The sequence below is a fragment of the Bradyrhizobium sp. USDA 336 genome (genome assembly GCF_044908355.1).
Classification (GTDB): domain Bacteria; phylum Pseudomonadota; class Alphaproteobacteria; order Rhizobiales; family Xanthobacteraceae; genus Bradyrhizobium; species Bradyrhizobium yuanmingense.
In genome coordinates, this window is the sequence record NZ_JBIYDC010000002.1 from 4839872 (window position 1) to 4853147 (window position 13276).

Here is a 13276-nt window from a genome sequence, read left to right on the forward strand (position 1 = left end):
TGCCTTCTTAGCAGGCATCCGGTAACCGTCGCGTTAACGCGCCGTTTACCATCGTCACGTCCAGGCGAATACCGGCTGTTCCAGGTCGGTGACGCGGGTGTGCCGCCCCGCCAGCACCTCGCGGAACTGGTAGATCAGCGCCGCGGTCGGGGCATGGATCAGGCTCATCTGGTGATGGAAGCGGATCACGCGGCGGCTGCTCTCGGGGATCTCCGTGAAGTCGAAGGCATCGTCGCGCTCGATCGTGGCCAGCGCGATGCGATGGACGGAGGCGACCTCGTCCGGGTTCGGGCGGATCGCAGCACTGTCGGCCGCCCAGACCACGACCGGCGTGATCAGATAGCCCGAGCGCGTCGGATAATCGTCGAGCAGGCCGAGCACCGCATCGCCTGACAGCGCGAGGGCGAGCTCCTCGTCGAGCTCGCGCAGCGCCGCCTCGACCGGCGTCTCGCCGGCATCGCAGCGTCCGCCGGGCAGCGCCCATTGGCCGCGATGGGCGCGCAGGTGCGAGGCGCGCCTGGTGAGCAGGAAGGCGGTGTCGCCACCGTCGTCGGATTCGGTCAGCGCCAGCACCACCGCGGCGCGCTTCAGCGCCGACGGCTCGGCTGTGTCGGGCAGCCGCGCGAAGGCCGCGCAGACCTCTGCGATATTCCGTCTGGTGGCATCGTCGAACGCTCTCATGATGCTTGACTACACCAGGACTGCATCTGATGAAACGAGGAGACATCGCGTTGCAAGGACAGACGACGACATGACCAGCAAGGCCGCCGCAAGGCTGAAATCAGAGGGCTGGAGCATCCTGGAGACCACGGGCTTCCTGCATCTGATCGGCCCGTTGTGGGAGCGCAAGGTCGACGGCCATTACGAGTTCGCGCTCGCGACCGAGGACAAGCACCACAACCGCCGCGGCATGGTCCAGGGCGGCGTGATGATGACGTTCGCCGACCGCACCTGCGGCATGACCGCCCGCTACGTCTCCGGCAAGGAGTACTTGGCGACGGTGCAGCTCGACACCCATTTCGTCGAGGCCGGCCAGATCGGCGACACCCTGATCTCCCGTCCGCGCGTGGTGCGCTCGACCCGCAGCCTGATCTTCATGAGCACCGAAGTGACGGTGGACGACCGCTGCATTGTGATGGCGAACGGCGTGTTCAAGATCTTGAAGGGGCCGGGGTAGCTAGTCGGGCTAGCACCGTCGCAGCCATACGCTCCGCCGTCGTCCCCGCGAAGGCGGGGACCCATAACCCCAGGACGGAGTTGTAGCGCGAAGCTGGTAACTCCGAGTCTTCGTCAAACAACTCCCTGTGGCTATGGGTCCCGGATCAGCGCGCGCCTCGGGGGCGCGCTTGTCCGGGACGACGAGAGGAAATGGGAGCTCTGGATTGCTTCCGCCTTCGCCAAGGCTTCGGCGGACAAGTCGCTGCGCTCGCAATGACGGAACCGGGCGGTTATGCTGGCCTTCACAAGACATCGAGGACTCGCCCATGCAATACCGCCAGCTCGGCCGCAGCGGCCTCAAGGTCTCGCCGATTTGCCTGGGCACCATGATGTTCGGCGGGCCGACCGATGAAGCCACCTCAAAACGGATCATCGACAAGGCACGCGACGCCGGGATCAATTTCATCGACACGGCGGACGCTTATTCGAAAGGCGCCTCCGAGGAAGTCGTCGGCCGCGCGATCGCGCGCAATCGTGGCGCGTGGGTGCTTGCCACAAAGCTCGCAAATCCCATGGGGGACGATCCCAATCGCGGCGGGCTGTCGCGGCGCTGGGTGTTGCAGGCGGCGGACGAGAGCTTGATGCGGCTCGGCACCGATCACATCGACATCTACTATCTGCACAAGGAAGACCATGCCACGCCGCTGGAGGAGACGGTGCGCGCCATGAGCGACCTGATCCACGCCGGCAAGGTGCGCTATTTCGGCGTCTCCAACTACCGCGCCTGGCGCGTCGCCGAGATCTGCAACATCTGCGACCGGCTCGGCATCGACCGACCCGCGGTGAGCCAGCCCTATTACAACGCCATGAACCGCATGCCGGAGGTCGAGCACTTCCCGGCCTGCGCCTATTACGGTCTCGGCATCGTGCCCTACAGCCCGCTTGCGCGCGGCGTGCTCACCGGCAAGTACAGGGTGGATGCAGCGCCCGACAAGGAGACGCGCGCGGGACGTAACGACACCCGCATGATGCAGACCGAATGGCGGCCGGAATCGCTTCAGCTTGCGCAGGAGATCAAGGTTCACGCCGAGAAGAAAGGCATCACCGCCGGCCAGTTCGCGGTCGGCTGGGTGCTCAACTCCGCCTTCGTCTCGTCGGTGATCGCTGGTCCCCGCACCGAGGAGCAATGGGACGGCTACATCAGTGCGCTCGATTATCGTTTCACCGCGGAGGACGAGGCGCTGATCGACCGCCTGGTGACACCAGGCCATCCCTCGACGCCGGGCTATAACGATCCGGCCTATCCGATCGAAGGCCGCCGCGCGCGGACGGCTTGAGGGCGGGAGACGACGATGGGGCTTGAAGACCGCTACGGCCTGGCGCTCTCGACCTCTTCGCACGAGGCGGCAAGTGCCTACCGCGACGGCGTCGACCTCATGCTCGCGGGCTGGACCGGCACGGCGGAGATGCTGGAGCGCGCGATCGCGGCTGATCCTGACTTCGCGCTGGCCCATATCGCCCGCGGCCGCGTTCATGCCTTCTACCAGCAGGGCGATCTCGCACGGCAGAAGGCCGCGCTGGCGCGCGAGCTGGTGATGAAGCGCGGCAGCGAGCGCGAGCGCTCGCATGTCGAGACCTTGGCGCTCGCGATCGAGGGCCGGCTGCCGGAGGCGATCGCATCGATGCTGAAGCATATCGACGCATGGCCGCGCGACGCTGTCGTGCTGTCGCTGCCGCTCGGAGCGTTCGGCCTGTTCGCCTTCTCCGGCATGGCCGATCACGACCGCGCCCGGCACGAGCTCTGCGAGAACGTCGCGCAGCATTACGGCGAGGACTGGTGGTTCCTGACCATGTCCGGCTGGGCGATGACGGAGAATGGCGACGTCACGCGCGGCCGCGCCGTCACCGAGCGCGGCTTCAATCTGCGCCGGGAAAACGCCCATGCCGCGCACGCGGTGCTGCATGCGATGTTCGAGGATGGATCGATCGAGGACGCCGATCGTCTCGTGGACGAATGGCTCCCGGCTTATGACCGCTCCGGAATCCTCCACGGCCATATAAGCTGGCATCAGGCGCTCGGCGCGCTCGAGCACGGCGATGCGGCGCGGGCGCTCGCGATCTATGCCGACGTGCTGCGGCCCACGGCCACGCAGGCGCCGCCGCTCAACATCATCACCGACAGCGCCTCGCTGCTGTGGCGTTTGGCGATGTATGGCCACACGGTGCCGAAGGCGCTGTGGCTGGAGGCCGACGCCACCGCGCAAAAACTGTTTCCGAAATCGAGCCTGTCCTTTGCGGACGTCCACATGGCGCTGTTCGCGGCCGCGACGCAGGACCGCGAAGCGCTGGCCGGGCGCCTTGCGGCGATCGAGCAGCGGCTGGCTGACGGCAAGCTGCCGGCCGGCCCGGTGGTGCCGGCGATCTTCCGGGCACTCGCGGCTTTCACTGATGAGGATTACCGGACTTGCGTGCAGATGCTCGCGCCCGTGCTCGGCGAGGTCGTGCGCATCGGCGGCAGCCACGCCCAGCGCGAGCTGATCGAGGACACCTATATCGTCGCGCTCATGCGCAGCGGCGAGCTGCCTCGCGCGCGCGCCGTGCTGGACGCCCGTCTCCACCGCCGCCCCTCCTTACGCGACAGGCGCTGGCAGGCGGCGATGGGTTAGGTTATTGTCTGAGCATGATTTTTTCGGAAAACCGCTACGCACTTTTTCGGATCATGCTCCGCCACGAAAAAAACACCGCCCTGATGGCATGTGGCCGCCGGGACGGATCGGGCGATTTGGACGAATCGCCCTCGGGGTTGACGCGGTGATATTCCAGACGGGATTTGCAGCACAAACGGGATCGCAACCAATTTGCGGTTCGATGGTTACGGTGCGGAACTCTTCCGCCATGGCCCCTGGCTCATGAGCCCGACGATGCGCCTTCGCCGATTGGTCCTCGCCGCGTTGCTCGTGATCGCGGCAAGTCCTTGTTTTGCCGAGACTTCCAAACCCGTTCCGGTCAACAATCCGCCCGCGCAGCCGAACGCCTTCATCGATCTCCTGGCGCTGATGTCCGGCCACTGCAAGACGTTCAGGGTCGCGGGCCGCACCTTCCCGTGCAAGACTGTGGCCTATGCCCATGGCGACACGGGCCGGGTCAATTTCGCGGTCGCGGTCGACGATCCCTCCGATGACAGCCACGTGGTGTCGTTCTCCGGCGAGAACGGCAAGCGCGCCGACGACAATTCCTACGAGCTGCGGATCGACCGCGTGCTGCTTAACTCCAAGAACCGCCCCAAGGTCGACGGCCTGCCCGTGCCGGCCGAGCAGACCTCGACCGGCATCTGCCGGCAGACCGGCAACTTCGCCGCCAGAAAGGTGAACGACGTCACCTGCTCGGCGACCGACAGCGAGGGCCGCAAGTACGAGCTGCTGTTCGTCTCCGACGGCACCCCGGTCAGCGTGCGCCGCATCCGCCAGTCGGCCCCGTCGATCCAGGATCCGTTCAAGTAGGTCCGTGTCCGCTGGCGTAACGTGTACGATCGCGATGATGCCATGGATCCCTGGCACTGCGCTCAGCTATCACGGTCGTACATTCATCGCAGACAAGGACGCGATCCTCGCTGCGCTCTCCGAAGGACACCGCTTTCCTAATCCGCATCCGTGACAGTGGTTGCGAAAATCTACATGCGCCACTCTCGTGTCCCGGACTCGCACCGCATCGTCGAAGAGACGCTGCGCCGCGTTCGGGGCGCGAGTCGCAGGCCATGCCTCGTCATGCGACGATAGAACGCGCGGCCTTCGCTCGTTCACGAACGTTAACGTACGTTCATCGGGGAACTAAAATCTGCGTCGTTTCGACGCCCGCAGTGGCAGGAACGCGCGGGATGCTCATGTGTTGTCACACGACCTTCAACTGGAGTGATGACATGAAATATCTCATTGCCGCGATCGCCCTCGGTGCTGCGGCGTTGGCCGGTGGATCGGCGAGCGCGGCCGGCAGCGTAAGCGCCAAGCAGACCGCGCAGGAAAGCCAGACCACCGACATCAGCGCGCACCGCAGGCATTACCGCCACCATCATCATTGGCGGCATCATCACGGCTATTACCGGCCGTATTACAGGAGCTACGGTTATTACCCGCGGCACCACGGCTATTACGGCGGCGGACCGTACGGCTATTACGGCGGAGGCCCCGGCGTGACGTTCAGCTTCGGCGGCGGCCGCTGGTAAGATCTGGAGAGACACGCGACGAGAGGCCCGCATCAGATGCGGGCCTCTTTTTTAGTGTCCGCGCAGGATCGTGAGCGCCGTCTCCAGGCCAGTCGCCAGTGCCGCCTCGACCGTTCCCATGTCGCGGCCGCGATAGAGCGCTTCACCGGAAAACAGCACCAAGCCGTCGCCGCGCGCGAGGATCGCCTGTGCCGCTCGGGTGCGCGGCGTCGCCCACGAATAGGCGCCGCGCGCGAACGGATCATGCGCCCAGTTGGTCGCGGCGGACGCCACCAGCTCGCGCGCGATGTGATCGCGCGGCAGGCCGAAGATTGCGGCGAGCGAGCCGAGCCCGGCATCGATCAATGCTCGCGCGTCAAGGCTTTCCAGCTCCGCCGTGCGGGGGCCGCCGAACCAGCCCGTCAGCACGGGATGCTGGTCCGGATAGCGCGTCCACCAGACCGGGATCGCCTCATCCGACAGCAGGAAGGTCATGTCGGCGAGGTCTTCCTTGCGCTCGCGCCACCATGGCCGCGCGAAGCGCAGCAGGATCTTGATGACGTTGCCGAAGCCGATGTCGACGACAGCAGCCAGCTTGGCACGCGCGCCTGCCGGCAGCGCGATCTCGCGCAGCAGCGGCAGCGGCACGGTGAGGATCACGCGGTCGCAGGCGTGCACGTCGCCGCCGGCGCAGCGAACGATCACCGCGCCGCCCTCCTCCGCAATCGCCGACACGACGCTGCCGAGGCGGATGGTGACGCCGTGCCCGCGGCAGTCGGCCGCCATCGCCTCGATCATCGCGCCATAGCCGCCTTCGATGCGCGCCTGCGGAGCGTGCCCGCCGTCCATCCATTCCGCGCGCAGCGCCAGCGTGGAGGCGCGTTCGGGATCGGCCGCGTCATAGCCTTCGACCATCCGCTCGATCGAATGGCGCAGCGGCGCGTAGTCGTCGCCTGCAAAATGCCGGCGCAGGAAGTCGGCGACCGTGAGATCGTCCTTCAAGTCCGCCAGCTTGGCCTGAAGCTCCGCTTCATGGGTATCGTCACGCGCCTCGCGCGTGAGCTTCGTCCCGTCAAAGCTCCACTGCTCGCCTTCGATCTCCTGAAGCGAGAGGCCGGCCTCGCGCAGCAATGCGCGCGTGACCGGCGCCTCGCCATGGACGAACTCGGCGCCGCCGTCGGCGGCATAGCCGAACTGCGAGGCCGGCAGCGGATGAATGCGGCCGCCGCAGCGCTGGCGCGCCTCCAGGATCGTCACCTTGCGGCCGGCACGCGCCAGCTCGCGCGCCGCCATCAGGCCGGCGGCGCCGGCGCCGACGATGACGATGTGCTCGGACGGATCGGACATGGCCGCGCCTTACCGGCTCACGGCTTGCGGATCGTTCTGGATCAGATAGCGCAGCAGCAGGACGCCGCCGCCGAGCTCGCGCGTGCTCTCCAGTGTCATCGCGGCGATCGGCGCGCGCCGGTCGCTGTCCGCCTCGGTCGAATCGAACACGAAGGGAGCGCCCTTCGCGCCGTCGATCGCAGGGCTGAGGATCAGATTGAATTCATCGATCAGGCCGGCGCGCAGGAAGGCGCCGTTGGCGACGCCGCCGCCTTCGACCAGCACGCGCTTCACGCCGAGCTCGCGGCTGAGAATGTCCAGCGTCAGTGCGAGGTCGATCTCGGATTTGCCGGCAAAGATGTAGGACACGCCCTCGCCGCGCAGACCGGCGAGATGCGAATCCGGGACATTCTCGGTCAGCACGACGACGATCGGATCGCCGCCGATCTCCGCGCGCCCCCAGCCGATCTTGCCCTCAGCATCGAGCACGACGCCGTAGGTCTTCGCATCGCGCCGGGCGAACCAGTTTTCGCGCGGAAATTTTGCGTCTGTCGGGGGATAGGGCCTGCCCTTGGCGAACTCCGAACCCGTGACGCGGCCGATCACCCAGGCATCGCCGCCAAGCTCATCGTGGACCTTCTCGAACCAGTCCGTGCCCGCGCCTTTCGGACGCCAGCGGCTGGGATGCGTGCGCCCGTCGAGGCTGGAGTGCATCAGGCAGATGACATACGGTTTCATGCAATCCTCAGGGCAGCGCTCAGGCCGCGGGTCCGCCGCCTGCGGCATGATCATTCACGATCGCCGCCAGCGGATTGAGCCTGGGTGGCGCAATGAGCTGGAGCGTGTTGGTGTCGTGGTGATTGAACGGCGCGCCGCGCACGAACAACTCGGTCTGGATCAGATAGGTCCAGCTGCCGTCGTCGTTGAAGGTGATGTCGCAGCGGTAAGCATCGGTGCGGAAGGCCTGTTCCAGAAAATCGGTCGAGCAGATCCCGTAGGCGGTGTCGCCGCGCTTGGCGGTGACCGAGATCGTCTTGTCGTCAGGCCCGGCCTTGCCCGAGGCCAGCAGCACCTGCCCGCGCGGGATCGCCAGGGTCTGCATGATCAGCCCGGTCGCCGGCTCCCACAGCCAGTAGCCGACCTGGTCGTGGAAGGTGATGTCTTCCTCGGGCGTGTTGATGTGGATGTGGTAGCGCAGCCCGTACAGCAGCTGCGGCCCGTTGGCCTGCGGATCGATCGGATCCATGCGAATGTGCTCGATGAAGGTCCGCCGCTCCGGCCCTTCCGCCTTCGGATTGATGTCGATGCCCTTGTCCGCCTGCCAGGTGCCGGCAAGACGCCGAAGCGGGCCGAGATTGGCCAGGCCGTCGGGCGAGACGTCCTCGGGTTCGGTGAAGATATCGGCGGGAATGGGGAGCATGGGGGCCTCGCGAGGGTGCGGAGACCAGCCATAACACGGGCAGGCGGCGGCCTGAATTCAACTGTTAGCGGCACAGCGCCGGAGGCATTCGAGCCATGCGATGATGCGCGTTGCATCCCGCGCCCGCCTCTGGCGCTGCAGCCGGCCGGTTGGCGAAGACGTGGAGGCTGGCGCGCCCCCGCGACCGCTTCAAGCCGCTTCCGACACCGATCTCGCACGCTGCTCGAGCACGCCGATCGTCGCGACCAGATTGTCGCGTCGGGCGCGAAGGTTGGCGGCGAGAAGCGGATAGGTCGGCTGAGCCGGGTCGAACACCCCGGCGCGCGCCTCTTCCTCGAGAATGTCGGTATTAATCAGCCGAACGCGCCACCATAAATCGGCGATCAACGCGTCGAGCCGGAGTTCGTCAGCAGCACCAGAACGGGACACTTCCTGCATCACTTGCCTCAACCTGAAACGGCCTCTCCGCCGAGGCCCGGGCTTGGGTCAGGACTGAGCAAGGGGAGTGCCAGGACGGGCGGGCGCAGGCTTCCGAACCGGCAATTGAGAACGCTCTTCGGTCCAAGCGGCTATAGTGGCGGGTCATGATGACAACCGCCTGAGGAATCAGCTCACGCCACCCGCCGTTTCCGGCGCGCCGTGGGGGCTTGCCAGGAGAGGTTTGCAAGGGGCACGGGCTTGCTGAAGTGAAATCCCTGGCCGAGCGGGATGCCGAGTGATTGGAGCCGTCTGACCTGCTCGGAGGACTCGACCCCCTCGGCGACGATCGACAGCTTCAGCGTCTTTGCCAGCTGCACGATGGATTTCAGCACGGCGACGGTCTCGCAGCGATCGATCCTGTCGATGAAGGATTTGTCAATCTTGACCTTGTCGAAAGGAAAGGCCGTCAAATAGGACAACGACGAGTATCCGACACCGAAATCGTCGAGGGCAATGGAGACGCCAAGCGCCTTGAGGCGTTGGAGCGTCCTGAGGTTCTCCTCGGTGTCGGCGAGAAATACGCTCTCGGTGATCTCGAGCTCGAGCCGGGTCTGCGGAAGCCCGCTCTGCGTCAACGCAAAGGTCACGGTGTCGACGAGATTGGCGCTGGCAAATTGCAGGGCGGAGAGATTGACAGCGACCTTGATGTCGCCCGGCATGCTCATCGCATCGCGGCAGGCCCTGGCGAGCACCTGGTGGCCGAGCTCGACGATCAGTCCCCCCGCCTCGGCAACAGCAATGAATTCCGCCGGAGGGACGTAGCCCCTGGTGCCGTGATGCCAGCGCGCCAGGGCCTCGACCGATTTTACCCGACCGGTGCCGAGCTCGATCACAGGCTGATAAAACAGCTCTATCTCCTCGCGCCAGATCGCTTCACGCAGCTCGATCTCGAGCACGTTGCGCTGATCCGCTTCCGCCTTGAGCTCCGCTGAATAGACGTGGAAGCAGTTTCTGCCGGCATTCTTCGACCTGTAGAGCGCAAGATCGGCGTTGCGAAGGATCTCGTCGACCCGCGTGCCGTGCTCGGGCACGAGCGCAAGGCCAATGCTACAGCCGCTCACGACGGGGTGGCCATCGATGTGAAAGGGTTCGGCAATGGCCTGGACCAGCCGCGCGGCCAGGCTTTCAGCGCCCTCGCGCATCCCGGCCCCGCCGGGTGCCACGATGACGGCAAATTCGTCGCCGCCGATTCGCGCCGCCGTATCGGCATCACGGATCTGCGCCTTGATCCGGTCGGCAACCTGCTTCAGCAACGCGTCGCCGCATTGATGGCCGAGCGCATCATTGACCGACTTGAACTTGTCGAGATCGAGCAGGAGTACGGCGCACGCGGGCTCCGGCCGGCGCGGGCGGGCCAGCGCCTCGTCGATGCGCTCCTTGAACAGGTTGCGATTGGCAAGGCCGGTGAGGCTGTCGTAATGCGCGAGCCGCTCGATGCGGTCCGCCGACGCCTTGCGCTCGGTGATGTCCTCATGCGTGGCAACCCAGCCGCCGTCCTCGCGCCGGCCGTAGGAGATGTAGACGACCCGGCCGTCCGGAAACTGCACGGTGTTCGAGATCTGCTCCGACTGAGCGAGCCGGTTCTTCAAATCGACGAGGTACGTCTCGACATCGAGCACGGCGGTCTGCTTCGCGAACACCTCCCGGAAATCCATACCGATCCGAATGTCTTCCGGTACGAGGCCATAGAGTTCGAGCCATTGCCCGTTGAACGCGATCAGGCGGTCACGGCCGTCGAACATGCTCAAGCCCTGGGGAAGATTCCTGAGCGCATCCTCGAACTTGCTGGCGAAATCGCGCCGATCGCGGTGGGCGCGATCCAGCGCCTGCTGCCGTCGCCAATGGAATGTCGTCGCGGCGAGGATGATGAACGTAAGCAGCAGCGCGCCGCCGAGATAGACCTTCTGCCTGAAGGCGGAGCGGGAATAGATCTCCTGCTCCGAAATGCCGACGGTGAAGATGAGCGGAAACGCGCGCGACCTGCGCGCCGTGATCAGCCGGTCGCTGCGGTTCGGTCGGTTTTCGTTCCAATATTGCGCATAGAAGCCGTCGCCCAGTTCGCCCTCGACGCGGCTCGGCGCGCTTTGTCCCAGCACGGAGCCCTGATCCACGCCTCGGGAGGCGAGCACGACGTGGCTCGCGTTCCTGAGCATCAGCGTTCCTCCGACGCCGAGCTTTGCGGTGTCGTAGAACCTGCCGACGACGTCGACGCTGATCGAGCCGACGACCACGCCGACCGGATTCCCCGCGAGGTCGAACAGCTTTCTCGCGAGCTGTATCGTCCACTTCTTGGACGCGCGGCCCAGCACCGGCTTCGCCACGTAAAGGCGATCGGCGGCCTGCGACATGGTATGAATGAAGTGCTCGCGATCACCGAGATAGAGCGGCGGACCGGAATAGCCCGCCGTCGTCTCGATCATGTATCCGTCCGATCCGATAAGAGCGAGCTGGACCACGTCGCCGGTGGCGATGCGGGCCTTGTCGGACCAGAACTTCAGGCTGAAGGCCTGCGGATCCCGGGCGTAAAGGGCCCGTACCACCAGCAGCGACTGATCCACGCGCTCGAAGATGCGCTCGGTGTTCTCCTCGAACAATTCGGCGACGCTGTTGCCGTGCGACCGCGCTTGCTGGATCGCATCCATCCGCTCCGACGCGGTGATTGCGAAATAGCCGATCCAGACCAGGGGCAGAAAGAACAATGCGATCTGCAGCGGACCATTCCGCAGGATCGTTCTTCCGGCTTTGCGAAATGCCCCTGCCGGAATCACGACGCGCACCCCCCGCTTCGGCCGGCAGAGCAGAACTGCGCTCGCCTGCAGTATTGGCATCGCTTGTCTCCGCCTCGACTGCACAGGGACACCCGCGCGGGTGCCGTTCACAGCGCGAAGGTAGCTGGAACAGCCTTAAGTTTCTGTTTGGAGGAAGCTCAATTCTTAGCTCAAAGCATCCGTATCATCACGGAGGTCGGCCGGTTTTGGGCAATCAGGCACACCGGCATGTCGAAAGCGGCGCATGTTAACCATCTTTGGACCGCTTTTCACATCGCGCGCGCAACAACGATCGTGCCGGACAGGATGAGGAGCGCGCCTGCCGCATAACTCAGTCGTTGACCGAAGGGCAGCAGTTTCTCGGCGGCGACATAGAGCGCAATGCCGATGATCCAGGCCAGGTTCATCACGCCGCCGACGAACAGCAATACCATGAGAAACCAGCAGCAGCCGACGCAGTAGCTGCCGTGGCGAAGTCCCATCCGGAATGCGCCGCGCGTGCCGGGCCGCCAATGTCGGCTGAGAAACAACAGCGGGCTTTCGCAATAGCGCAGGCAGGCCTGTTTGAGCGGCGTGAACTGATAGAGCCCTGCTGCAACCAGAACGCCGCCGCCCAGAATCGCGCTGGTGCTTGCCATCGCCATCGACAGCAACCCGAAGCGTTCGAACGCTGTCTGCACCAGGACCGCAGCGAGACTGAACCCGGCCCATGTCACGAGATAACCGGCGAGAAAGATCCAGCTATCGATTGCGGCGCGGGAGGCAGCCTCCTGCCTGCGCTTGACCGTCGCATACAGGAGAACGGTGGGCACCGCGCTCGGCGCCATCATGGCGACCATCATCACCCACCACATCACGAACAGCAGCGCGCCATAGAATGGCGTCCACGGCATCGGCGCCATGTCCGGCATGTCGGCCATCATCTCGGTGTCCATGCCGGCGCCCGCAGCGAGATAGGCCCAGGCGAGCGCGACCACTGCGGCGGTCCCGATCGCGACGATCAGCCGGTCGCGGTGGAGCAAGTGTTCGAGTATCGAGCGCTCCTGCATCGACTTGTCCATGGCGACGAGGAGCTGACACCGAGATCTTTTGCCGGTGTCAGCGCCGCATCATGCCGCAACGCCCTTGGGCGTCTGCACGACATTGGCGAGCGAGCTATGCGTACCGCGGGTCTCGAACCGGATCGCGCCGGTCGAGCGGATGTCGGCGGATGCGACCTCGGCCGCCCGATGTTCGAACCCTTCGGGCATCACCACCTGGATGCGGTGCGGATCACCGGTCACCGGATTCTTGATCGGCTCGACATCGGTCTCGAGCACGCCTTTGGCGACGAGTCGTGCGACGCGTCCGTCCTTGTCGAAGGAGAACTCGAACGGCACAAACACGGGATCATGGATCTTGGTGACGATCATGCTGACGATCTGGAACAGCGTGCCTTCGGCCGAATGCTTGCCGGAGAAGATATCGAACAACGCCTGTCGCTGCTCCGCCGTGGCGCGTTCGTCGATGATGGGCTGGATTGTCCCGTTGCCCTCATGCAGCGGCCCGGGGAAATCGACCGTGATCGCAAAGCAGAGACCATCGAGCCTGGTCCCTTCGAAATGTCCCTTGGCAATCCGCATGGCGACCAATCCCTTGCAATAGCCTTGGGTCGGTCGTGCGTTGAAATCGCAGGGGCAGCCAAACGCACAGGTGCAATTCTTCATCCATTCGCCTTCGAGACGCCAGTCCGATGCAGCCATGGCACATCTCCTGATATGAGCGGGGACGCGGCAGCCGTTGACGAATTTGTTCAGCGTTCTTGTCGAAGCAATGCGAAAAGGCGCGAGCGGGATCGAGTTCGATCAGAAGGCCGGCATCGCAGAAAAAGTTTGGTGGCGAGCTGCCGTTTACCGTCCGAGGATCATATCAGCGGCCGCCGGCCAG

General features: G+C 65.1%; 13 protein-coding genes. 5 read left to right on the forward strand and 8 right to left on the reverse strand.

Annotation, left to right across the window (positions count from 1 at the left end; genetic code table 11):
* Nucleotides 1-54: 54 nt before the first annotated feature.
* The gene (locus tag ABIA45_RS23660) at nt 55-681 is read right to left on the reverse strand and encodes an NUDIX hydrolase (protein WP_404653866.1); all 627 of its coding nucleotides are present in this window, start codon (nt 679-681) and stop codon (nt 55-57) included.
* Between the two features lie 70 nt (nt 682-751).
* Here ABIA45_RS23660 and ABIA45_RS23665 point away from each other — a divergent pair, with 70 nt between their 5' ends.
* From ABIA45_RS23665 to ABIA45_RS23685, 5 genes are all read left to right on the forward strand, one after another.
* Nucleotides 752-1177 (forward strand): PaaI family thioesterase, encoded by a 426-nt coding sequence (locus tag ABIA45_RS23665; protein WP_036014328.1) that lies wholly within the window; start codon nt 752-754, stop codon nt 1175-1177.
* A 307-nt stretch (nt 1178-1484) separates the two neighbouring features.
* Nucleotides 1485-2495: an aldo/keto reductase gene (locus ABIA45_RS23670; RefSeq protein WP_404653868.1), complete on the forward strand. Its 1011-nt coding sequence runs from the start codon at nt 1485-1487 to the stop codon at nt 2493-2495.
* Between the two features lie 15 nt (nt 2496-2510).
* A complete protein-coding gene (locus tag ABIA45_RS23675) occupies nt 2511-3824 on the forward strand; it encodes a tetratricopeptide repeat protein (RefSeq protein WP_404653869.1) in 1314 nt (437 codons plus the stop codon).
* A gap of 255 nt (nt 3825-4079) precedes the next feature.
* On the forward strand, nt 4080-4658 hold the full coding sequence (locus tag ABIA45_RS23680) for a hypothetical protein (protein WP_275507967.1): 579 nt from the start codon (nt 4080-4082) through the stop codon (nt 4656-4658).
* A 416-nt stretch (nt 4659-5074) separates the two neighbouring features.
* Nucleotides 5075-5377, forward strand: a complete 303-nt coding sequence (locus tag ABIA45_RS23685; RefSeq protein ID WP_193760572.1) for a hypothetical protein — start codon at nt 5075-5077, stop codon at nt 5375-5377.
* Nucleotides 5378-5428: 51 nt separating this feature from the next.
* Here the strand turns inward: ABIA45_RS23685 and ABIA45_RS23690 are convergent, their stop codons facing one another.
* The 7 genes from ABIA45_RS23690 to ABIA45_RS23720 all read right to left on the reverse strand — a co-directional run bounded on the left by ABIA45_RS23690 (nt 5429) and on the right by ABIA45_RS23720 (nt 13092).
* Complete coding sequence (locus ABIA45_RS23690) at nt 5429-6703, reverse strand: flavin monoamine oxidase family protein (protein ID WP_404653871.1); 1275 nt, start codon at nt 6701-6703, stop codon at nt 5429-5431.
* A 9-nt stretch (nt 6704-6712) separates the two neighbouring features.
* Nucleotides 6713-7420, reverse strand: a complete 708-nt coding sequence (locus ABIA45_RS23695; protein ID WP_271539193.1) for a RibD family protein — start codon at nt 7418-7420, stop codon at nt 6713-6715.
* Between the two features lie 19 nt (nt 7421-7439).
* The gene (locus tag ABIA45_RS23700; protein WP_271539195.1) at nt 7440-8102 is read right to left on the reverse strand and encodes an FABP family protein; all 663 of its coding nucleotides are present in this window, start codon (nt 8100-8102) and stop codon (nt 7440-7442) included.
* Nucleotides 8103-8291: 189 nt separating this feature from the next.
* Nucleotides 8292-8540: a hypothetical protein gene (locus tag ABIA45_RS23705; protein ID WP_271539197.1), complete on the reverse strand. Its 249-nt coding sequence runs from the start codon at nt 8538-8540 to the stop codon at nt 8292-8294.
* A 173-nt stretch (nt 8541-8713) separates the two neighbouring features.
* The gene (locus ABIA45_RS23710; protein WP_404653873.1) at nt 8714-11410 is read right to left on the reverse strand and encodes an EAL domain-containing protein; all 2697 of its coding nucleotides are present in this window, start codon (nt 11408-11410) and stop codon (nt 8714-8716) included.
* A 209-nt stretch (nt 11411-11619) separates the two neighbouring features.
* Nucleotides 11620-12327 (reverse strand): DUF2182 domain-containing protein, encoded by a 708-nt coding sequence (locus ABIA45_RS23715; RefSeq protein ID WP_404653875.1) that lies wholly within the window; start codon nt 12325-12327, stop codon nt 11620-11622.
* Nucleotides 12328-12459: 132 nt separating this feature from the next.
* Complete coding sequence (locus ABIA45_RS23720) at nt 12460-13092, reverse strand: DUF1326 domain-containing protein (protein WP_157283261.1); 633 nt, start codon at nt 13090-13092, stop codon at nt 12460-12462.
* Nucleotides 13093-13276: the final 184 nt, after the last annotated feature.